Raw genomic sequence first — 22,138 nt, 5'->3', positions numbered from 1 at the left:
TCGGCGTACCTACACTGTAGGTTATCGCCGCGGCCCGGACCTCGCCCCGACCGGCGCCAGCAAGACGCCCAACGCGACCAGTTCCGTCAGCGCCATCCCGCGTTCCACCAGGCCGAGCGGGATCAGCGTCCACCAGCGGCCGTCTTCCGCGGCGGCGACCACCACCGCGCCCAGGATCACCGCGAACCAGCCCAGCGACAGGATCGCCAGCACGATCGCCAGCCGGCGGCGCCCGGGCGACGACGGGAACGCCGTGCGCGCCGCGACCAGGACCGCCAGCGGCAGGGCCACGAACGCCACCACGCTCGCGATCCGGTGCAGCGTGCCGCCGAAGTCCGCGCGGGAGACCGTGGCCCAGTCCGGCTTGGGGAACGCCACGATGACCAGCAGCCCGACCGTCCACAGTGTCCCCAGGACGGCCGCGGGCACCGGGAGCCGGCGCTGGCCGTGCAGGACCGCCAGCCCGGCCGCCGAGCCGAGGGCGACCAGGACCACCGCGAGGTCGAAGACCCACTTGTGGTCGGACAGGCCGTATTCGCTGATCGTGCGGCGGGTGACGCTGATTTCGTCCGTCGGCGGGATGACCTGCAGCAACAGCACCAGGCCGGCGCCGATCACCAAGGCCGCAATGCCCGTCAGCGAGACCGCGACCGACACCCGTCGCGCAGGGACTGTGACCATGAACCGACAGTAGCCGACCGGTGGTTGAACTCCCCGTGAAAGGAGCGCGGGCGTTGAACGCTGTACGACTTACGGCGGTGTCCGCGGCCGGATTTCCTCCATTATGGTCGCTCGGTTCCGGTACGTCCGTGCGTGCCGGTCTCGGTCAAGGAGGTCGCTTCCTGTGGGGAATTCACCAAGACGGCTGGTGATGCTGGCTTCGGCCGTCGCACTGGCCGGAACGTTCGTCGCGCTGCCGTCCGGCACGGCGGGCGCGGCGCAGAACATCCTGCGCGCCGACAAGTCGGTGGCGCGGTCGTGCTTCGCGAAACTGCTGCCCAAGGGCACTTCGGGCACCGATCGCCGCGAGCTGACGTCCACCGTGGACGGTCTGGTCCAGGCGCGGCTCAAGGCGCAGGGCGCGGAGGGTGACTGGGACGTCGCCGTCTTCGACAAGGCCACCGGTGCGGTGGTCGCCGCCTCGGCGGCGTTGCGCAGCCACGAACTCGCCGAAAGCTTCGTGAAGAAGGGGCAGGAACTCGTCGTCCAGGGCTGCCGGTACGGCGGCTCGGCCGGCCAGGTCCAACTGGGGGTCGACTTCCTGGCGCTGACCCCGCAGGGCACGCCGACCGGCACCACCCCGGCGGCCCAGCGTGCGGAACTCGTCCGCGTCGAGACGCCCACCCGCGCCGACAAGAACAAGCTGACCGCCCTCGGCCTCGACGTCACGGAGAAGGGTGACGCGACCGGGGTCGAGGTCGTCCTCGCCGGCGACGCCGACCGCAAGACGCTGACGGACAGCGGCTTCAAGTCGAAGGTCATCGAGGCGGACCTGTCGGCCAAGTCCGTCCAGGACGCGAAGACCGACCGCCAGTACGCCGCGAAGACCGCCGCTTCGGCGCTGCCGTCCGGGCGCACCAGCTACCGGCACCTCTACGAGTACAACTACGAGATGAAGGAACTGGCCCGCAAGAACCCGGGCCTGGTCTCGGCGTTCACCATGCCGGAATCGACGTGGGAAGGCCGGGACGTCGTCGGCGTCGAAATCGCCACCGACGTCAAGAACGTGACCGACGGCAAGCCGGTCAACTTCACCATGGGCGTGCACCACGCCCGGGAGTGGCCGGCCGGCGAGCACGTCATGGAATGGGCGTACGAGCTGGTCAACGGCTACGCCAAGGACCCGGCCATCCGGTCGATGGTGAGCAAGACGCGCAACATCGTCGTGCCGATCATCAACCCGGACGGCTTCGAGATCTCCCGCGAGGCCGAGCCCAAGGGCGACTTCACGCGGTTCGACTACGAGATGAAGCGCAAGAACTGCAACGTCAACGACTCGCCGCCGCAGTTCGCGACCGGTGTCTGCAAGGCGAACCCGGGTGGCCGCATCCGCGGCACCGACCCCAACCGCAACTACGGCGGCTTCTGGGGCGGCAACGGCGCCGAGGTCGCCTGGAGCGGTGACACCTTCCGCGGGTCCGCGCCGTTCAGCGAGCCCGAGGTCCGGAACGTGCGTTCGATCGTGTCCTCGCGCCAGGTGACGAACCTGCTGACGATGCACACCGTCGCCGCGCTCGTGCTGCGCCCGCCGGGCGTCGCGGACGTCCGCCCGCCGCTGGAGGAGCCGCAGTACAAGGCCCTGGGCGACAAGCTGGCCTCGCGCAACGGCTACACGAGCGAGCCGAGCTGGGCGCTCTACGACACGACCGGCACCACCGAGGACTGGTCGTACTGGGCCACCGGCGGCTGGGGCTTCACCATCGAGGTCGGCGGCAACGGCTTCCACGGCCCCTACGCCGACAGCGTCGTCGCCGAGTACGAGGGCCTGGCGCCCGCGGCCGGGGCCGGCAAGGGCGGCAACCGCCAGGCGTTCCTGGACATGCTGGGCAACGCCTCCGACCCGCAGCAGCACTCCACGCTGATCGGCTCGGCGCCCAAGGGCTACCAGCTCAAGCTGCACAAGACGTTCCAGACGCCGACGTCGCCGGTGATCCAGCCCGACGGCTCCACCAAGCCGCCGATCTACATCACCGACGACCTGAACTCGAAGTTCACCGCCAGCGGCGGGCGTTTCGCCTGGTCGGTCAACCCGTCGACGCGGCCCTACGTGGCCGGCCGGTACGGGCGCGACCCGCAGGGCCCGGCGCAGCAGGGCTTCGCGGTCACCAACCCGGCGGGCGTGCCGCCGATCAACCAGAACTACCCGATCGACCCGGCGGGCGACTCGTTCACCTTCCACGTCGACGGCCTGCCCCAGGTCGACAACGGGAAGTTCAGCGTCAACATCAACTGGGCGAGCACGTCGACCGACTGGGACCTGTACGTCTACGACTCGGCGGGCAACCTGGTCAGCTCGTCGGCGAACGGCGGCACGACGTCCGAGCACGCCGTGCTGTTCGACCCGCCCGCGGGTGACTACAAGGCCGTGGTGGTCAACTACGACCAGGCGAACCCGGGTGCGACCGACGACTGGACCGGTGACGTCTCGTTCTCGTCGCCGATCCCGCCGACGTACGGGACGAAGGAGGCCTACCAGCTGACCTGCTCGACGCCGAACGGCAAGCTCGTCGGCGTGGCGGACGTCTTCGCCGACCGCGGCCAGACGGTCGACGTCGGCGAGGTCTGCACCCGCTCCGCGCACGCGCAGAAGCAGCGTGCTTCGGGTGGTGTCCGGTAGTTTCCGCGTGATCCGTGAAGGCCTCCTCGCTCGCGCGGGGAGGCCTTCACGGCGTTAGGGCGAGGGCAACGCCGAGGACGATGAGAACCGTGGGCCCACGACGCGGTTGAGGGCCGGTTCGGCGCGGGCGTACCAGCGCTGGGCGGCGGGGGAGGAGAAGAGCAGGGCGACGCTCAGGTGCCAGCCGGCCGAGGCGGCGACGATCAGCGCGACGGCGGCGGCCTTGACGGCGGTGGGCTCGGTGGGCGGCAGGGTGGCGGTGAGGACGCTGCCGAAGAACGCGGCGGCCTTGGGGTTGGTCAGGTTGCTGAGCACGCCGCGGCCGAACGCGTTGCCGTGGCCGAGCTTCTCCTCCGGCGGCTTCACGGGCGCGCGGGCCCGCCACCACAGCCGCACCCCCAGCCAGGCCAGGTAGCCGCCGCACGCGATGCGCAACGCCGTCGCCAGCCAGGGCGTGCGGGCGAGGACCGTGCCGAGCCCGAAGACCGCGACCGCGGCCAGCAGCCCGCCCGCGGCGACCACCCCGAGCGCGATGGCCACGGCGGCGCGCCGCGTCCCGGTGGCGGCGGTGTGGGCGATGAGGACGAAGTTGGGGCCGGGGGTGATCGCGGCCGGGAGGTAGGCCAGGAGGACGGTGCCGAGGGTGGCGGCGGGACTCACGTCGTGGGGCCGGCGGCGGCACGGCGATCGGGATTGCCGGTCCCGCGCCCCGGCCGGTCATGCGGCGACCCCGGAACTGTCGGTGCCCCCTGGTAGCGTGGAAACCGGGGGCTGCTCATGCCGCCCGGCCGCCGCCGACCACCTGGTCGCGCAGGGTCCGCAGCGTCTCGTGGTCCACTGTGGACGGATCCGCCGCCAGCCATCCGCCGATCTCGTGCAGGAACTCTTCCGGGGTCATCGGCGCGACCGGCAGGTCACCCGGGTCCGCCGTCGTCAGGTCGCCGCTGCGGCTCGGGTACACGATCATCGCGCCCCGCAGCGCCACGCCCGGAAGCAGGTCGCGGTAGGCCGCCAGGCTCTCCGCGAGCCGGCTGCCGCCGCCGCGGAACGGGCGGCCGTTGCGCAGCAGCCGGCCGTCCTCCGCCGTCTCGTAGTGGCCCGGCAGCCACAGCTTCGACTCGATGAGCACCAGCCGCTTGCCGCACAGCACCGCGTGGTCGACGTCGGCGAACACCGAGCCCGGCCAGGCGAGCCCGTGGAAGATGCGGGCGCCCGGCAGCCGGGTCAGGTAGCCCTCGAGCAGGTCCGCGGTGAGCCGTTCGGGCAGCTCGTCGCGCTCGGTGCCCGGCGTGCCGAACACCGTGCGGCCGCCGAATTCCTCGGCGTACGCCTCGCGCGCCTTGGCGGCCCGCAGGTACCCGCGCGCCAGCCGCTGGACCAGCAGGGCGGTCCCGGCCGTCAGCAGCAGCCACACGATGAGCACCGGCGTGCTGAAGCCGACGCCGGTGACCAGTGGCAGCAGGACGAGCACCATCCCGGCGACCGCGACGACCACCGGCGTGTGCCCGGGGCCGCGGCGGCGGCCGTGCCGCATCCGGGTGTCCTCGCCCGCGAAGTGCCACCAGCCGAGGTCCTCGGCGTCCAGGTCGGGCAGGTCGGGGACGAAGCCGGGCTCGTCGCCGAAGCGCCGCCGGGGCCGCGGCCGGACCGGCACCGGCACCACGGTCGCGCCGCCGGAGTCGTAGCGCGCGCGGGCGACCGGGTCGCTCAGGACGTCGTAGGCCTCGCGCAGCAGGCGGAACGTGCCGACCGTGCCGCCGCCGTCCGGGTGCATGGTCTTGGCCAGCCGGCGGTAGGCCGCCTTGACGTCGGCCGCCGTGGCGTCGCGACGGAGGCCGAGCACCTCGTAGTAGTCGACGTCGGGCACGCGGGTGGTCACCTCCGATGGCTGCGCGAAGACTTTATGGGGTCGGGTCTCCGGGGCTGTCACCGCCTCGGCGGCGCGCCAGGGTGATGGTCCTCGGTGCTGGTCAGGGCGGTGTGCGGGGTTTTGCCGGTGACGGCGGGGGAATCGGGGGCTCCGGCGGGGCGCTTGTGGCGGGGTGGGTGACGACGTCGGGCGCTTCACCGAAGCCTCGTTTGCGGTGGTCGGGTTGTGTCCACTTCGGACTGTTTGTCACTCGGAAGTGTTGCCGCGCGGGAGAAAGCCCGGTTGGTGGTGACTTTTCGTAGTCGGAAACCACTCGGATGGCCCTGAACATGTGTTCGAATACTCGGCTAGGCTGGGTCCATGTCCTCCTCCAGACGTGACGGGCCCACCGCCACCCCACCTCGGCAGCGGGCCCGTCACCCCCGTCAGCGCTCGCGCAGCAGGTACCGCTGCAGCTTGCCGCTGGCGTTGCGCGGCAGCGCGTCGAGGAAGCGCACCCGGCGCGGGTACTTGTACGGCGCGGCAACGGCTTTGGCGTGCTCCTGCAGGGCGTGCACGACGTCCGGGCCCGGGGCGGCGCCGGGCCGGAGCACGACGAAGGCGGTCACGACCGCACCCCGGTCCGGATCGGGCGTGCCGACGACCGCGCACTCCTCGACGTCCGGGTGCGTCAGGAGCACTTCTTCGACCTCGGGAGCCGCGATGTTGTAACCGGAAGAGACGATCATGTCGTCGCTGCGCGCCACGAAGCGGAAGTAGCCGTCGGGCTCGCGGACGTAGGTGTCGCCGGTGATGTTCCAGCCGTCGCGGACGTAGTCGGTCTGGCGCGGGTCGCCGAGGTAGCGGCAGCCGGTGGGACCTCGGACGGCGAGCAGCCCGGGCGTGCCGTCCGGGGCCGGCCGGCCGTCGAGGTCCAGGACGGCCGCGCGGAAGCCGGGGACGACCTTGCCGGTCCGGCCGGGGCGGGCGTCGTCGCCGGCCGCGGAGATGAACACGTGCAGCATCTCCGTGCTGCCGATGCCGTCGATCAACGGTGCTCCGACGACATCGCGGTACTGCTCGGCCACGGCGGCGGGGAGGGCTTCCCCGGCGGAGACGGCGCGGCGGACGCCGGCCAGCAGGGAGCCGTCGCCGGCGCCGAGGATCGCGCGGTAGGCGGTCGGGGCGGTGAACAGCACCGTCACGCCGTGCTCGGCGACGATCGAGGCCAGCTCCTTGGGCGTCGCGCGTTCCACCAGGAGCACCGACGCGCCGGCGTGCAGCGGGAACACCAGGAGGCCGCCCAGGCCGAAGGTGAAGGCGAGGGGCGGGGTTCCGCAGAACACGTCGTCCGGGGTGGGCCGGAGGACGTGGCGGGAAAACGTGTCGGCGATGGCGAGCAGGTCGCGGTGGAAGTGCATGGTGGCCTTCGGCGTCCCGGTCGTGCCGGAGGTGAAGGCGAGCAGGGCGACGTCGTCGGCGGCCGTCGGCACGTCGGCGAAGGTCGCCGGGTGGCGGGCGCAGCGCTCGGCCAGTTCGGCGCGTTCGGTGCCGAAGGGCACGGCCGGCAGCTCGGGTGGCAGCTCGTCGAGGAGGCGCTCGTCGCAGAGGGCGACCGTGGGCTGCGCGCGTCCGGTGATCTTGTCGAGCTCGCCGCGGCGGAGCATCGGCATCGTCGTGACGGCGACCGCTCCGGCCTTGAGGACGCCGAGCCAGCAGGCCGCGAGCCACGGCGTGTTGGTGCCGCGCAGGAGTACGCGGTGGCCCGGCACGACACCGAGGTCGGCGGTGAGGACGTGCGCGATGCGGTTGGCGCGGGCCAGGACGTCGCCGTAGGTCCACGTCTCGTGCGGTGAGCGCAGGCAGGGGCGGTCCGGGCCGAGGCGGGCGGCGGTTTCGTCGAGCAGGGCCGTCGCGGCGTTGAGGCGGTCGGGGTAGTGCAGCTCCGGCAGGTCGAACACCAGCCGCGGCCACTGGTCGGGCGGCGGGAGGCGGTCGCGGCAGAACGGGTCCGTGTGGGCGCTGGGAGAAAGCTGCATCGCCGCTCCTCGTTCTCGGCCTGTCCGCCGAAGGTAGCACTCGTTGCGACCGTCGAGAAGGCGCAATGTCGGATCGATGACGACAGAGATCGGAGAGCGATGGCGTTCGACCTGTAACCCCGGAGGGTGATTCGCCGACCTAGTCCCCGCCGGTGCATCCGGGGCGGCACCTGGGGAGGGAAGGCGAATGGACGGTTTCTCGCTGCTGGAGGAGGCCATTCGGTCGATGCCGGTGCCGGGAGCGCCGCCCCGCCTGTCGCTCGACGGGGCCGCTGTCGGGCTTTCCTTCCTGGACACCGCGCTGCGGCTCAACCACGTGCGGCGGCTGACCGAACGGATCTCGCTGGTCGACCACCGGGTCGCGCGGCGGATCACCGAGGTGGACGTCCGGCTCGGGATGCTCGACGAAGGGCAGCGGCAGGCCTCCGAACTGTTCCGCAGCATCGCCAGCCACCGCGCCGACGGCGCGGAACACCCGGCCGGTCCGGCGTTCGTCGCCTCCGAGATGTGGGTGCCCGTCGCCCGGATCTCGCGGACGGCCGCGCCTGTCGACGTGCGGGACGCCTCGGGCCGGAAGCTGCCGCGGCTCACCCAGTACGAGACCTCGCGGCTGCTCGCCTCGGGGCTCTACCGCCTGCTGCGGGGCATCCTCACCGGATTCCCCGACGCCCGGCGGGACGAACCACTGGCCCGGCTGCTCTACCAGGACCACGAACCGCGCTGGCTGATCCAGGCGGCCCTGCTCGCGCTCCTGACCGACCGCAGCCGGCCGACCGGTCCGCACCCGCGGGACCTCACCCCGGGGATGACGGCCGGGCACGCGGCCGACTGCCGCCGCAAGGCGCTGAAGCTGCTCGCCGACTACCGCGAGCCGCTCGGGGACTACTTCGCGCTGCTCGACGTCGCCGTCAACAACTACCTGCTCGTGGTGGCCATGGACCGCGGGGCCGACGAGCACCTGCTCACCTACGAGGCCCCGCTCGCGGTGGAGAAGCCCAGGCCCCGCTGGTCGTGGAGCGGGACGCTGCGGGCCAGCAGCCGCGGGTACCTCGTCCAGTACGAGGGCGCCATCCCGGCGAGCCTGCGGTCCTACCACCTCGTCGTCGAGACCGAGCCCGGCGTGCACATCCAGAAGATCTACCTCCGGACCGACGCCGACCAAGGCCTCGCGGGCGAGCTCGTCACGGACCTGAAGACCCTCGCCACCCGGCTGGGGCCGGCGGCCGCGCCGCCGCGGAAGCCGCCCTACTCGAAGATCCTCGAGCTCCAGACGCAGACGACCCTCCGCCGGCTCGCCGACCTGCTCCGCCGCCGGCAGTGGGACGCCGAGCACGCGCGGATCGCCGTGCCCGAACAGCACCTGCCCGGCGTGGCCGAGCTGGGCTGGGCGGCGATCTCGGGCGAAGCCGTGGCCGACGGCGCCGCGCTCGACAACTCGCTGATCCGCCACCCGGTCGTCGAGCCGGCCCGGCTCGGGCAGGCCGCCCGCGAGGTCGAGGCGCAGGAACTCGAATACGACCTCGCCACCGAGGACAACCCGACCAGCAACCAGGCCAGCGTCTACTGGCGGCGGCGGGCGGTCCGCTCGCTCGACGGCGCGCAGATCCGGACCCGCGCCGGGATCCTGCTGCGCGACGCCACGCCGTCGAGCCCGACGACGGTGCTGCTCTACGCGTTGTCCGTCGCCCTCATCGCCTACTCCGCGGCCACCTTCGCGGGGCACCACTTCTGGCCGTATTGGGGCGCCGGCGCCGTCCGGCTGCGCGCGTCGAGCGCGTCGAACAGTCCCGGGGCGCTGATCGCCGTGCTGCTGCTCGTCCCGGGTTTCCTGTACTCCCGGCTGCCGCTGCCGGACCGGCATTCCGTGGCGGGGCACCTGCGGGCGCTGCCGCGGCTGGTGGCGCACGTCTGCATCGGGGCGATGGCCCTGCTGTGCGCGGCCATCGCTGCGGACTCCGCGCGGTCGGTGCTGCCCGTCGCGTTCGGGTTGGCCACCGTGGTGCCCCTGCTCTCGGCGATCGCCCTGGTGCCGCCGATCCGCTCGGCGTGGAGCCGTCGCCGCGACCCGCGCCAGGACGCCGAGGAACTGCACCTCATGGGCGCGCCGCACTGGGTCGACGGCCGCGGGACGAGCAAGCAGCGCCGCCGGACGCCGGACGCGATCTTCTCGTCCTCGGGATCACTTTCATGAGCGAAGGGACGAACATGCCCGGCGATGCGCCGAAGGCCCGTTCGGCGCACGCGCTGGCCAACCTCGCGAGGGCGGGCTACTGGTCGCTGCGGCAGCCGCTGACCGAGGTCGACTTCGAGGTGCACCACCTCGTCGACCGGCCCGGCTACCTCGTCGGGCTCGTCACGGGGGAGGGCCGGAGCGAGCCGAAGTCGCGGTTCTTCCTGGAGACGCTGTCCTCGAGCGCGCACGGCGCCGGGCTGGTCGTCGGCATCCGGACCGGCGAGAAGCCCGACCGGCTCCGGATCCGCGACCACGGCAGCACCGTCGAGCCGGAGCTCGATTTCGGCTCGGACGAGCTGAGCCACGTCTTCCGCGGCACGGCCCGGCCGAACCTGACGTTCCTGGCCGAGTCCGACCGCCGGATCGAAGGGATCGTCGCGATCGCCGACGAGCCCGCGAAACTGCGGCTCAGTCACGGCACCCAGATCAAGAACCTGCTCGCCACGCTCAGCCAGATCGCCGTCGAGGTGGCCCGCGGGCCGCTGCTGTCCATCCAGTGCCCGGTCCAGCTGCCGGTGGAGGTCGAGGCCGAATACCGGGAGGAGCGGATCCCGCGGGCCGCGTCGCTGGCCGTCCGGTTCTCGATCGCGCTGCAGCACCCGAGCGCCGAGCTCACCTTCGAGATCGCCGAGCGGATCATTCGGTACTGCGAAGAACGCGGATTCCGCCTCTGGCTCGCCGACACCCGGCTCGGGCACCGCACCGGCAACTGGTTCCGGATCCGCGCTCACCCGGCGGAAGAGCCGCACCCCGGCGAAGCACCCGAAGGCGTGCTGTCCACGATCATCCCGGTCACCTTCGTGGGCCCGGCGCGGGTCGGCTCGACGCACGCGCTCGTCTCCCTGCTGCTGCAGTTCCCGGAGATCGGCGTGGTCGGGGCGTCGATCACGCTGCTCGACGACCTCGCGTTCATCCACCTCCAGCTCGGCGTGGTCACCCCCGCCGAGGAAGTCGCGTTGCCGGTCGCCCACAGCAGCGAAGACCCCCGCACGGCGATCACCACCATGTTCGCCGGGTTCGCCAAGGTGCCCAACGGCAAGCACGGCCAGGAGCTGAGCGACCACCTGTGGGAGCGGGCCGGCGACTACCAGACGCTGGCCGGCCCGGTGGTCCCGGTGGTGCACCCGGCCGCACAGCGCCGGCTGGCGATCTGGATCTCGTGGCAGATGGAATGGACTCCGCGCGGCATTTCCGTCGCCGTGCGGGCGCTGCGGCAGGCCTTCGACTACATGGGCTTCCCGCTGCCGGAAGGGGACGCGGCCGGTGCCGAGGCCCGCGACGCGCCCAACCTCGAATACCTCATCTGCCGGGACCTCGGCAATTCCCTGTTGCGGGGCAAGGGCAAGTTCTCGGTGCCGCTGAACCTCGTCCAGCAGCGGTTCACCAGCACGGCGGTGGAGATCGCGCCTTCGAAACTGTGCGTCGGGCTGGAAGACGCGTGGAAGACCGCGCTGGACGAGGACCCGGGCGGGTTCGCGGTCCGGGAAGTCACGGTGGTGTGGCGGGAGTTCTGGCTGGGGCACTGGGCGGCCACGTCGGTCTGACCCACCGGTCACCCCGTCGTGCGGGCGCGGGAACCCGGTGTCGCGGGGCGCCGCCCAGTAGCTTTTCGATCATGGTCGAGACACCCGAACCCCCACCCACCCTGGCCGATCCGCGTGCGCTGCTGCTGGGCTACCTCGACCACAACGCCGCCGCCATCCTCCGCAAGCTCGACGGCCTCTCCGAACACGATCTGCGCCGGAGCGTGCTGCCGTCGGGCTGGACGCCGCTGGGCATGGTCAAGCACCTCGCCTGCACCGAACGGTTCTGGATCCGGTACCTGTTCGCCGGCGAGGACGTCGACTTCTCCTGGCCCGGCACCGCCGAGCAGCCCTGGTTCGTCGCGCCGGAAGAACCGTCGGCGGACATCACGGCGTTCTTCCTCGCGGAACGCGAAAACTGCGCCCGGCTCGCCGCCGTCACCCCGCTGGACGGCCGGGCCGTCCGCACCACCCGCCGCGGCGGCGCCGAAGAACATCCCACCTTCGCGTGGATCCTGTGCCACCTGGTGCAGAGCTTCGCCCGCCACGCCGGGCACGTGGACGTCGGCCGCGAGCTGATCGACGGCGTGACCGGCAGGTAGCGGTCAGGCGGGCGGGGCGACCGTGGCGTCCTGATCGGCGCGGTGCAGCGCGTCGGCGACGAACCCGGTCGTCTTCAGCTCTTCGACCAGCTCGTGCAGGAACGCGATCGTCTCCGGGCGGCGGTCCGGCGTGGTGCAGACCGCCTGCCGGATCTCCATGAACCGCCCCGGGAGCACGCGGGTCCCGGGGTGGGCGGCAACGTAGGCGGCCATCGGCCCGCGGATCCCGGCGGCAACCTCCAGGCTCCCCGCCTCGAACGCCGTGACACCGTCTTCGCCGCGCACGACGGTGGCGTGCCGGAGGGTGCGGGTCAGGTACAGGTCGTACGCGGAGCCCTGCTTGACACCGATCCGCACGTCCGGCCGGTCGACGTCGGCGGGCGACGCCAGTGGCGAGCCGTCGGCGACGACGTACACGCCTTCGATGAGGACGTACGGCGCGGTGAAAGTCACCTGTTCGGCGCGGGCGGGCTCGATCGCCAGGAAAGCGAGGTCGGCCGCGCCCGAGGTCAGCGCCTCGAACGACTTGCGGGCCGCGTCGGCGCAGGTGAACTCGACCGGAACGGCGAGCCGCGCGGCGACCTCGCGGGCGAGGTCGACCGTGAGCCCGCCCGGTTCCGCCGGCGTGCCGTGCGCGAGCACGGGGTTGCCGAGGTTGATCGCGGCGCGCAGCGTGCCGGTGGGTGCGAGGTCCCGGGCGACGGCGGAAAGATCTCCCATGACCGGCGAGGCTAGCGGCGGGCCCGGGCGGACGCCCCGCGATTGTCGCTCACGCCACCGGCGGCTCGTCCGCGGTGGTGAGGGCGAATACCGTCTCCTGGTGGTAGACCTCGCCGGGCCGCAGCACCGTGCTGGGGAAGTCCGGCCGGTTGGGGGAGTCCGGGAAGTGCTGGGCCTCCAGCGCGAACCCGGCGCCGCGGTGGTACGGGCGCCCGCTCGTGCCGGTCAGGTCCGCGGTGAGGTAGTTGCCCGAGTAGAACTGCAGGCCCGGCTCGGTGGTCCACATGGTGAGCAGGCGCCCGGACGCCGGGTCCCACGCCCGGGCGGCGAACGGCGCGCCGGTGTCGAGCACCCAGTTGTGGTCGTAGCCCTGGCCGATCACCAGCTGGGGGTCGGGCTCGCCGACGCGGGCGCCGATCGGCGCCCACCGGCGGAAGTCGAACGGCGTGCCCTCGACCGGCACCGGGTCGCCGGCCGGGATCAGGTCGTCGCCGGTCCGGCAGAACCGGCTCGCGGCGATCTCCAGTCGGTGCTCGTGGACGTCGCCGGTGCCTTCGCCGGCCAGGTTCCAGTAGGTGTGGTTGGTCAGGTTGACGACGGTCGGCGCGTCGGTCGTCGCGAGGTAGGTGATGCGCAGCCGGTCGTGCGCGTCGAGGCGGTAGATGACCTCGGCGGTGAGCCGGCCGGGGTAGCCCTGGTCGCCGTCCGGGCTGATCAGGGTGAGCCGGACGGCGACGCCGTCGCCGTCGCGGATCTCGGTTGCCGACCAGACCCGCGTGTCGAACCCGGAGGGCCCGCCGTGCAGGCTGTTCTTGCCGTTGTTCAGCGGCACCCGGTACTGGACGCCGTCGAGGGTGAAGGTGCCGCCGCCGATCCGGTTGGCGAACCGGCCGATCACCGAGCCGAGGAACACCCGGTCCGCGTCGGGCCGGTTGTTGGCGACGTAGGAGCCGAGGTCGGCGAACCCGAGGACGACGTTGCCGGGGCGCCCGTCGCGATCGGGCGCTTCGAGCGACTGGATGACCCCGCCGTAGTCGAGCACGCGCACGACCGGTCCGCCGGGCCGCCCCAGCGTGTACCGGTGGACGTCGGTGCCGCCGGCTTGGCCGAACAGCTCCCGGGTGAGTTCGGGTGAGGTCATCGGTGGGTCCTCCAACGGGCTGTTAGCGCTAACAGCGTGGGACGACGATAGAAGCGGCAGCCCGGCACGGTCAAGGACCGGAAGGCCGTGGCGGCGGCCTCGGCCCTCAGCGGTCGCCGGCCGGTGGGCGGGTGCCCAGCAGCCGGTGGGCGCACAGGGCCATCTGGATCTCCAGGCGCTTCGCCGGGTCCGCCAGCCGGTCGCCGAACAGCTCGCTCAGCTGGCTCACGCGGTAGCGGACCGTCTGGGGGTGGATCCGCAGGGCCTGCGCGATCTCCGGCGTGTTCCCGTTGTGCTCCAGCCAGCTCAGCAGTGTGTCGGCCAGCCGCGTCTGCTGCTTGGCCGTCAGCCCGGCGAACGGCGACAGCGCCTTCGCCGACAGTTCGTCCAGCAGGAAGCGGTCGATCAGCAGCCAGTGCGTCGCCAGGTGGTCGGCCGTGTGCGTGACCGGGGCGTCGCCGGCCAGGCCGCGGCGGACCAGGTCGAGCGTGCGGCGGGCCCACCGCAGGGACGTCGCCGCTTCGGCCGGGCGGACGCGGGGGCCGACCGCCGCGCGCCAGCCCGGGAGGCGGTTTTCGAGGCCGCGCAGGTCGCGGTCCGGGTTCGGGGTCAGCAGGCACGGCTCGGGGCCGTCGAGGTCGACGAGCACGTCGGCGGGCACCTGCGGGGTCGGCGGTGGGTGCCGGTCGGTCCGCGGGTCGAGCGCGACGACCGTGACCCACTCCGGGATCGCCCACTGCGCCGCCTTGGCCAGCGTCGCCAGGGTGGCCGGGGACGACGGCGGGGTGGCCAGCAGCAGTTCGAAGAGCCGGCCCCGGCGGCGCTCGAGCGTGCCGGTCGCCATCGCCTGTGCCAAGGTGTACCCCTCGACCGAGTACGCGGAAATCTCCTCCACGTAAGCGAAAATGGCTTCCGCGCCGACGCACAGCACGGCCGCCGGGAACCGGTGCGCCTGGCCCAATTCGGCCACGTACCGCCACGCCGCCCGCCCACCCGCGCGGTAGGCGGCCTGCAAAGAATTGAGGCTGCCGCCGTCGTGGTGGACGCGCTTGCCGACCTCCACGAACAACTTGGGCCACTCGTCCTGTGTGGACGCCAGGTCCTCGATGCTGTCGATGCAGCTGAGGACCGCCTGCTCGATCGCGAGCACGGTCATCTTGCCGAATTCGCCCTCGAGGGGCTTGGCGTATTCGGGAACGGCCTTCTGGACCTCGTCGAGGATCCGCCGGGCGAGCGGGTCGGCGTGCGCCCGGAAGCGCCCGGCCAGTTCGGTGGGCAGCGAGCACCACAGCTGCCGCGCGCGGCCGGTGCCCCGCGGGTGCGGAATCGCCGCCTGCGTGATCGTCCGGCTCATGGTTCAGACCCCTTGCCGCGCCGCGTGGAGACTTCGCGCCGTCGTCGGCGCGAACGCCATGTACTCACACGGGAACGGACTTGGCAACCGGCGTCCCTGCCCCGGGAGCGGGTTCTGTCACGCCGGGACCAACGGCCGCACCGGAGTTTGTCACCTGCCCGACAAAGCGGAACGCTAACCGCGGCAAAGGTTTCCGGGATTCGATTTGTGAACTCAGGCGGTATCTTCGCGCCCTGTCCGGTTGTTAGCGTGATCAACCGGCATGCGTGAGGAGAAAACCCGATGACGGCGCTTGTTTCCTGGTGTTTCCGCCGGGCCGGCGTCGTTGTCGTGCTGTGGCTGCTGGCACTGGGCGGGCTGGTTTCCGCCGCGCTGCCCGCCGGCGCGGCCTTCCGCGACACCGTGGACCTGCCCGCCGCGGACAGCACGGCCGCGGCGAACCTGCTGCGCGCCACCGGTGCCGGCGGCGCCGGGGAACGCGTCGTCGTGCGCTCGCCGGACGGCCCGGTCGACACCGGCGCGGGCCGCGCCCGGCTCGACGCGCTCGCCGCCCGGCTGGCGGCGTTGCCGCACGTCGTCGCCGTCGAGCCGCCGCCCGGCCAGGTGTCCGCCGACCGGCGGACGGCGGTGCTCACCGTGCGCTTCGACGCCCCGGCCGCCGACCTCGGGCAGGGGACGGCCGACGCGCTCGCCGCCACCGTCCGCGACGCCGACGGCCTGACCGCGGGTGCGTCCGGCGAGCTCGCCGCGATGACAGCCGCCGCGCCCGACCTCGGCAACGCCGGGATCGGCCTGCTCGCCGCGGCCGTGGTGCTGCTGGTGGCCTTCGGCTCGGTGACCTGCGTGCTGCTCCCGGTCCTCACCGCGGCGGTTTCGGTCGGCTGCGCGCTGGCCGCCGTGACGCTGTTGTCGCACGTCATGACCATGCCGAAGATCAGCACCGAGATCGCCGCGCTGCTCGGGCTCGGCGTCGGCGTCGACTACGCGCTGTTCGTGCTCACCCGCTACCGGCAGGGCCGCCGGGACGGCGCCGATCCGGCGGCCGCGCTGGCCGTCGCGGCCGCGACCTCCGGCCGGAGCGTGGTGTTCGCCGGGATCACTGTGTGTGTCTCGCTGGCCGGGATGCTCACCGTCGGCCTGCCGTTCCTCGACGGGATCGCGGTCGCCGCCGCGGTCTCGGTGCTGCTGACCGCATTCGCCGCGCTGACCCTGCTGCCCGCGCTCCTGCGGCTGCTCGGCCGGCGGATGCGCCTGCGCCCGGACGCCGGGGCCGGCCGGTGGGCCCGGCTAGCCCGGTCGGTCACCGCGCGCCCCGGCCCGTACACCGCCGCCGCCCTGCTGGTCGTGGCCGTGCTCGCGCTCCCGATGACCGGGCTGCGGCTCGGCGTGCCGGACGCCGCGCTCGACCCGCCCGGCAGCGTCACCCGGACCGCCGCCGAACTGCTCAAGGAGGGTTTCGGGCCGGGCGCCGACGCGCCGCTGCTGGTGGTCGGCACCGGCGGCGAATCGGTGGGCACGCTGCGGGAAGCCCTCCTCGCCAGCGCCGACGTCGCCCCACCGGCCGCGTTGCCCGGGGGCGGCTGGCTGCTGACGGTGCTCCCGCGGACGGGCCCCGGCGACCCGGCGACCGGCGACCTGCTCGCTTCGACGCGGGTGATGGCCAAGCTCATCGGCAGCCCGGACGCGCACGTCGGCGGGGTCGTCGCGGCCCGGGCGGACTTCTCCGCGGCGATCACCCAGCGGTTGCCGCTGTTCTTCGCCGCCGTCGTCGGGATCTCGGTCCTGCTGCTGGCCTGGGTGTTCCGCAGCGTGCTGATCCCGCTCACCGCGGCGGTGATGAACCTGCTGACCGCGGCCGCGACGACCGGGGCGGTGGTGTTCGCCTTCGGCGGCCCGATCGAGCCGTACCTGCCCGTCTTCCTGTTCGCCGGGCTGTTCGGGCTGTCGATGGACTACGAGGTCTTCCTCATCGCCCGCATCCAGGAGGCGTGGCGCCGCCACGGCGACACCCGCGCGGCCGTCGTCGACGGCGTCGCGGCGACCGGCCGGACCATCACCGCGGCGGCGCTGATCATGGCGCTGGTGTTCGGGTCGTTCGCTTTCGTCGACGCCCGGGTGGTGCGCGAGGCCGGCGTCGGGCTCACCGTCGCCGTGCTCCTGGACGCCGTCGTCGTCCGGTGCGTGCTCGTCCCCGCGGTGATGGCCCGGCTGGGCGCGGCGAACTGGTGGTTCCCGCGCCGCAAGGCCGTGGTCCCCGGCGAGCTCGTGGGGAGCACGCGATGACCCGGCGGACCCTGGTCGTGCTCGCGCTGGGCGCCTTCGTCACGACGCTGGACAACACGATCGTCGCCGCGGGCGCGCCGTCCATCGCCCGCGAGCTCGCCCTCGACGTCGAAGCCCTGCAGTGGATCGCGCTCGGGTACATGCTCCCGTTCGCCGGGCTCCTGCCGGTGGCGGGTGCGCTGGTCGACCGCTGGGGCCGGCGCCCGGCCCTGACCGGCGCCCTCCTCGCCTTCGGCGCCGGTGCGGCGGCGGGCGGGCTGGCGGCCACCGCGTGGCTGCTGGTCGCCGCACGCGTCCTCCAGGGCATGGCGGCCGCGTTCCTGGTGCCGGGCCTGCTCAGCCTGCTGCGCACCAACCTCGACGCGCGCGGCCGGACGCTCGGCGCGGCGGTGTGGACGGCCTGCCTGGCGGCCGCGCTGGCCCTCGGCCCGGCACTCGGCGGCGTCTTGAGCGAATACTGGGGCTGGGCCTGGATCTTCCTCGTCAACCTGCCGTTCGTGGCCGCCATGCTCGTGCTGCTGCCCTCGACCGTGCCGGCCGGCCGCGACGCAGGGACCCGCGCGCCACCGGCGTCGGCGATGATCCTGGTGACGGCGAGCCTGGTGCTGCTGACCACCGCGCTGGCCGAACCCGGGCTCCGGCTCCCGCTGCTGGCCGCCGGGACCGCGCTCGGCGTGGCGTTCCTCGTCCGGGAACGGCGCGCGGCCGAGAGACTGGTCCCGCGGGCCCTCACCGGGAACCGGGTGTTCCTGGGGTCGCTCGGCCTGCAGTTGCTGTGGGGACTGGGCATCTCCGGGATCTTCTTCTTCACGCCGTTGCTGCACCAGGAGTTCCTCGGGCTCGGCCCGGCCGGCGCCGGGCTGCCGCTGGTGCTGGTCGCGGTGGCGGTGGTGGCCGCGACGCCGCTGGTGCCGGCGGCCGTCACCCGTCATGGTCCACTTCGGACGGTGGCGGCGGGGCTGGTCGTGGTGGGGGCGGGATTGCTCGCCCTCGCCGCGGTGAACCACGTGCCCGCGCTGTGGCCGCGCGTGCCCGGCATGGTCCTGATCGGCGCGGGCTCGGCCTTCACCGTCCCGATGACTTCGCACGCGCTCGACGTCGTGGCCGAGCGGTATTCGGGGACGGCGTCGGGATGGCTCACCGCGGGCCGGGAACTGTCGAGCGCGCTGGGTGTCGCGCTGATCGGCGCGGTGCTGACGTCGGTGCGTGCGGCCCGGCTCGACACCGGCGTCCCCGCCGGGGCGGCGCTCGCCGGCGGGTACACCGCCGGTCTGCTCGTCGCGGCCGGGCTGACGTTCGCCGGCGCGCTGCTGGCCGTGCGCGTGCCGGGGACCCGGCCCGCCGAGACCTCGTCGCCGCGTGACAAACGTGCTGTCCCGTAACCCGTTTCCCCGTGAGTACCGGAGATCGAATCGTTGACAACCGCACCGGCGCGGTTATTCACTGCGCCGGTAAACGCTCTCTGCGAGGATGCCTTGGAAACCATTTCCCGGCCGGTTCCCGGCACCGGTGCCCCCGTCGCCGCCGGCGAGTCCTTCGCGACCCTCCTGGGTCAGTGGGCGCGCCGCCTCGGCGACCGGATCGCCGTGACCCACCTCGACCACCGCGACGGCGGAGACGGCCGGGCGGTCACGCTCACCTGGCGCGAGCTCGACGAGCGGGTCGAGGCGGTCGCGGCCCGGCTGTCCGAAGTGTCCGGTCCGGGGGAGCGGGCAGCGGTGCTGGCCGGGCAGTCCGCCGGGTACGTCGTCGCGTTCCTCGGTGCGCTGCGGGCGGGACTGGTCGCGGTGCCGCTGTTCGCACCCGGCCTGCCCGGGCACGCGGGCCGGCTGGCCGCGGCACTCGCCGACTGCGGCCCGCGCGTCGTGCTGACCACGGCCGGAGAATCCGGGGCGGTCACCCGGTTCCTCGCCGGTTCGCCGGTCGACCCGGTGGTGGTCGACGTCGACTCGGTGCCGCCGGCCGGGCCGCGCGAGTGGCCCGAGCCCGATCCGGACGCCCCGGCGTACCTGCAGTACACGTCCGGGTCGACGCGCTCGCCGGCCGGGGTCGTGCTGACCCACCGCAACGTGCTCGCCAACGCCCGTCAGGCCTGCGCGGCCTACGGCGCGGAAAGCGGGACCACGTCGACGGTCAGCTGGCTGCCGCTGTTCCACGACATGGGGCTGATCCTCGGCATCGGCGCGCCGATGGCCGGTGGCTTGGAATCGGTCCTGATGGATCCCCTGGCGTTCCTCGAACGGCCCGCGCGCTGGCTGCGGGCGCTCTCGGCCAGTCCGGGCGCGATCAGCGCGGCCCCCAACTTCGCCTACGCCTACTGCGCTTCCCGCGTCACCGAGGCGGACAAGATCTACCTCGAGCTGAGCCGGGTCGTCTCGCTGATCAACGGCAGCGAGCCGGTGCTGCCGGCGACGATCGCGAAGTTCCACGACGCCTTCGCCGAGTGCGGGCTGCGGCCGGAAGTGCACCGATCCTCCTACGGGCTGGCCGAGGCCACCGTGCTGGTTTCGGTGACCGACGCGGGGAAACCGCCGCGGCAGGTCACCTTCGACCGGGCGCGGCTCGCCGCCGGGTACGCCGAGCCCGGCGTCCCGGGCGCGTCCACCACGACGCTCGTCTCGTGCGGCCGCCCGGCCGGCCAGCGGGTGCGGATCGCCGACCCGGTGACCGGGCGGCCCGCCGAGCCCGGCGAGGTCGGCGAAATCCGGGTCAGCGGCCCGAACGTCGGTCGCGGGTACTGGGGCCGGGCGGAAGCCTCGGCGGCCACCTTCGGGCTGCCCCCGCTCGATCCGGAGACCGGCGAGGGCTGGCTGGCGACCGGCGACCTCGGCGTGGTCTTCGACGGCGAGCTGTTCGTCACAGGCCGGCTGAAGGACCTGGTCGTCATCGACGGCCGCAACCACTACCCGCAGGACATCGAGCAGACCGCCGAGGAGCACCCGGCCGTCCGGCCGCACTCGGCCGCGGCCTTCGCGATCGACGGCGACGGCGGGGAAGCCGCGGTCGTCGTCCTCGAACGCGCGAAAGGCAGCGAAACCGACGTCGCCGAGGCCGCCGCGGCCCTGCGGGCGGCGGTGTCGGCCGGCCACGGCCTGCGCCTGCACGACGTCGTCTTCCTGCCACCGGGCGAGGTGCCCCGCACGTCCAGCGGCAAGATCAGCCGTGCCCGGAGCCGGTTGTCCTACCTGGACGGTGCGCTCACCGCGCGGCGGCTCGGATGAGCGCGCCGGACGCCGCGGCGATCCGCGCCTGGCTGACCGCGCGGCTCGGCGACGTGGACCCCGACCGGCCGCTGCACGAAACCGGACTGTCCTCACGGGACGCGACGAGCCTGGCGGCCGACCTCGGCGCGTTCGTCGGCCGCCCGCTCGCCCCGACCCTGGTGTGGCAGTACCCGACGATCACCGCGCTCGCCTCGCACTTGTCCACTGTGGATCAATCGGCGGCGTACGTGCCGTTGGCGGACGACGGCGAGCCGATCGCGGTCATCGGCCTCGGCTGCCGCCTGCCGGGCGGGATCGAATCCCCGGAAGCGTTCTGGCGGTTCCTCGACGCGGGCGGCGACGGCATCGGCGACGTCCCCGAGGGCCGCTGGGAGACGTTCGCGCCGGCGGAAGACTTCGCCGGCGTGCCGGCACGCGGCGGGTTCCTCGGCGACGTCGCCGGGTTCGACGCGGAGTTCTTCGGCATCACCCCGCGGGAAGCCGCGGCGATGGACCCGCAGCAGCGGATGCTCCTGGAGGTCGCCTGGGCGGCGCTGGAACACGCGGGGCTCCCGCCGGCCACGCTGCGCGGCAGCCGGACGGGGGTGTTCGTCGGGCTGTCGGCCACCGAGTACGGCTCGCTGACGATGACCGACGTCGCGGGGGTCGACGTCTGGGCCGGCACCGGCGCGGCGGCGAGCATCGCGGCGAACCGGCTGTCGTACCTGCTCGACCTGCGCGGCCCCAGCCTGACGCTGGACACGGCGTGCTCGTCGTCGCTGGTGGCGGTGCACCAGGCGGTGCAGAGCCTGCGCCGCGGCGAAAGCGAGACGGCGCTGGTCGCCGGTGTGAACGTCCTGCTCTCGCCCGCTATCACAGCGGGCTTTCACCGGGCGGGCGTGCTGGCCGCGGACGGTCACTGCAAGCCGTTCGACGCCGCCGCCGACGGAATCGCCCGGGGCGAGGGCTGCGGCGTCGTCGTCCTCAAGCCGCTGCGGGCGGCCCGCGGTGATCGGGTGCTGGCGGTGATCCGCGGCAGCGCGGTGAACTCCGACGGCCGGTCCAACGGCCTGACGGCCCCGAACCCGGACGCCCAGGCGGCCCTGCTGCGCGACGCCTACGCCACGGCGGGCGTCGATCCGTCCTCTGTGGACTACGTCGAAGCGCACGGGACCGGGACGCCGCTGGGAGACCCGCTGGAGGCGGGCGCGCTGGCGGCCGTGCTCGGGTCGGGGCGGCCGGCGGGCCGTCCGCTGCTGCTGGGGTCGGTGAAGAGCAACCTGGGCCACCTCGAAGGCGCGGCCGGGATCGCCGGGCTGCTGAAGGTGGTGCTGGCGATGACGCACCGGCGGGTGCCGCCGAGCCTGCACTTCCGTACGCCGAACCCGCACATCGACTTCACCGGGCTGCGGGTGGTTTCGGCGGGCACGGACTGGCCGCGTTATTCGGGAACGGCACGGGCCGGGGTGTCGGCGTTCGGTTTCGGCGGGACGAACGCGCACGTGGTGGTGGAGGAGTGGCCGGCCGCGTCGTTCCCGGTCCGGGCCGGTGAGCGTGGTTCGCAGGTGTTCGCGCTGTCGGCCCGGTCGGCGGAGGTCCTGCGCGCGCGGGCGGGCGAGCTGGCGGACTGGCTGGCGGAGGCTTCGGCCCCGCTCGACGCGGTCGCGTCGACGCTGGCGCACCGGCGGGAGCACCTGCCGGTGCGCGGGGCGGTGGTCGGGGAGAGCCGCGACGAGGTGGTCGAGGCTCTGCGAGACCTGGCCGCCGGGACCCAGCGCCCCAATGTGGCGTTCGGTGCGTCAGATGCACCCAATGTGGCGTTCGGTGCGTCTGACGCACCCAACGCCACATTGG

The 22,138-nt window shown here is 73.3% G+C and carries 15 protein-coding genes; 8 read left to right on the top strand and 7 right to left on the bottom strand.

What is annotated here, in order from left to right:
- Positions 1–21: 21 nt before the first annotated feature.
- Positions 22–681 carry a DUF998 domain-containing protein gene (locus tag ACWEVN_RS15255; RefSeq protein ID WP_452051633.1) on the bottom strand — a complete coding sequence of 220 codons (660 nt, stop codon included), beginning with the start codon at positions 679–681 and terminating at the stop codon, positions 22–24.
- Positions 682–871: 190 nt separating this feature from the next.
- On the opposite strand from ACWEVN_RS15255, the gene ACWEVN_RS15250 reads away from it, so the two are divergent.
- Positions 872–3,337 carry a M14 family zinc carboxypeptidase gene (locus tag ACWEVN_RS15250; protein WP_452051656.1) on the top strand — a complete coding sequence of 822 codons (2,466 nt, stop codon included), beginning with the start codon at positions 872–874 and terminating at the stop codon, positions 3,335–3,337.
- Positions 3,338–3,391: 54 nt separating this feature from the next.
- Here ACWEVN_RS15250 and ACWEVN_RS15245 read toward each other — a convergent pair whose 3' ends face one another.
- From ACWEVN_RS15245 to ACWEVN_RS15235, 3 genes are all read right to left on the bottom strand, one after another.
- A complete protein-coding gene (locus tag ACWEVN_RS15245; RefSeq protein ID WP_452051632.1) occupies positions 3,392–3,997 on the bottom strand; it encodes a LysE family translocator in 606 nt (201 codons plus the stop codon).
- Between the two features lie 115 nt (positions 3,998–4,112).
- Positions 4,113–5,204: a J domain-containing protein gene (locus ACWEVN_RS15240; RefSeq protein ID WP_452051655.1), complete on the bottom strand. Its 1,092-nt coding sequence runs from the start codon at positions 5,202–5,204 to the stop codon at positions 4,113–4,115.
- A 428-nt stretch (positions 5,205–5,632) separates the two neighbouring features.
- The gene (locus tag ACWEVN_RS15235) at positions 5,633–7,225 is read right to left on the bottom strand and encodes an AMP-binding protein (RefSeq protein ID WP_449683833.1); all 1,593 of its coding nucleotides are present in this window, start codon (positions 7,223–7,225) and stop codon (positions 5,633–5,635) included.
- A 187-nt stretch (positions 7,226–7,412) separates the two neighbouring features.
- Here ACWEVN_RS15235 and ACWEVN_RS15230 point away from each other — a divergent pair, with 187 nt between their 5' ends.
- The 3 genes from ACWEVN_RS15230 (at position 7,413) to ACWEVN_RS15220 (ending at position 11,583) form a co-directional block, all read left to right on the top strand.
- Entirely contained in the window at positions 7,413–9,416 is a 2,004-nt protein-coding gene (locus ACWEVN_RS15230; protein WP_452051631.1) for a hypothetical protein, read from the top strand.
- A complete protein-coding gene (locus ACWEVN_RS15225) occupies positions 9,413–11,002 on the top strand; it encodes a hypothetical protein (RefSeq protein ID WP_452051630.1) in 1,590 nt (529 codons plus the stop codon). Before ACWEVN_RS15230 ends, ACWEVN_RS15225 begins: the two co-directional genes overlap by 4 nt.
- Before the next feature lie 71 nt (positions 11,003–11,073).
- A complete protein-coding gene (locus ACWEVN_RS15220) occupies positions 11,074–11,583 on the top strand; it encodes a DinB family protein (RefSeq protein WP_449683836.1) in 510 nt (169 codons plus the stop codon).
- A gap of 3 nt (positions 11,584–11,586) precedes the next feature.
- Here the strand turns inward: ACWEVN_RS15220 and ACWEVN_RS15215 are convergent, their stop codons facing one another.
- From ACWEVN_RS15215 to ACWEVN_RS15205, 3 genes are all read right to left on the bottom strand, one after another.
- Positions 11,587–12,303, bottom strand: a complete 717-nt coding sequence (locus ACWEVN_RS15215; protein ID WP_452051629.1) for a transporter substrate-binding domain-containing protein — start codon at positions 12,301–12,303, stop codon at positions 11,587–11,589.
- Positions 12,304–12,352: 49 nt separating this feature from the next.
- Positions 12,353–13,444 (bottom strand): aldose epimerase family protein, encoded by a 1,092-nt coding sequence (locus ACWEVN_RS15210; RefSeq protein WP_452051628.1) that lies wholly within the window; start codon positions 13,442–13,444, stop codon positions 12,353–12,355.
- Between the two features lie 106 nt (positions 13,445–13,550).
- A complete protein-coding gene (locus ACWEVN_RS15205) occupies positions 13,551–14,798 on the bottom strand; it encodes a PucR family transcriptional regulator (protein WP_452051627.1) in 1,248 nt (415 codons plus the stop codon).
- Positions 14,799–15,080: 282 nt separating this feature from the next.
- Between ACWEVN_RS15205 and ACWEVN_RS15200 the strand changes: the two genes are divergently transcribed.
- The 4 genes from ACWEVN_RS15200 to ACWEVN_RS15185 all read left to right on the top strand — a co-directional run.
- A complete protein-coding gene (locus ACWEVN_RS15200) occupies positions 15,081–17,081 on the top strand; it encodes an MMPL family transporter (protein ID WP_452051626.1) in 2,001 nt (666 codons plus the stop codon).
- A complete protein-coding gene (locus ACWEVN_RS15195; protein ID WP_452051625.1) occupies positions 17,078–18,463 on the top strand; it encodes an MFS transporter in 1,386 nt (461 codons plus the stop codon). The genes ACWEVN_RS15200 and ACWEVN_RS15195 overlap by 4 nt, the downstream gene beginning before the upstream one ends.
- A gap of 93 nt (positions 18,464–18,556) precedes the next feature.
- Positions 18,557–20,302, top strand: a complete 1,746-nt coding sequence (locus tag ACWEVN_RS15190) for a fatty acyl-AMP ligase (protein WP_452051624.1) — start codon at positions 18,557–18,559, stop codon at positions 20,300–20,302.
- Positions 20,299–22,138, top strand: a 1,840-nt coding sequence (locus tag ACWEVN_RS15185; protein WP_452051623.1) for a beta-ketoacyl synthase N-terminal-like domain-containing protein, incomplete at its 3' end; no start/stop codon positions are given. The genes ACWEVN_RS15190 and ACWEVN_RS15185, both read left to right, overlap by 4 nt.

This window comes from Amycolatopsis sp. NPDC003861 (assembly GCF_053605405.1).
This window is presented reverse-complemented; position numbering and strand designations above follow the sequence as displayed.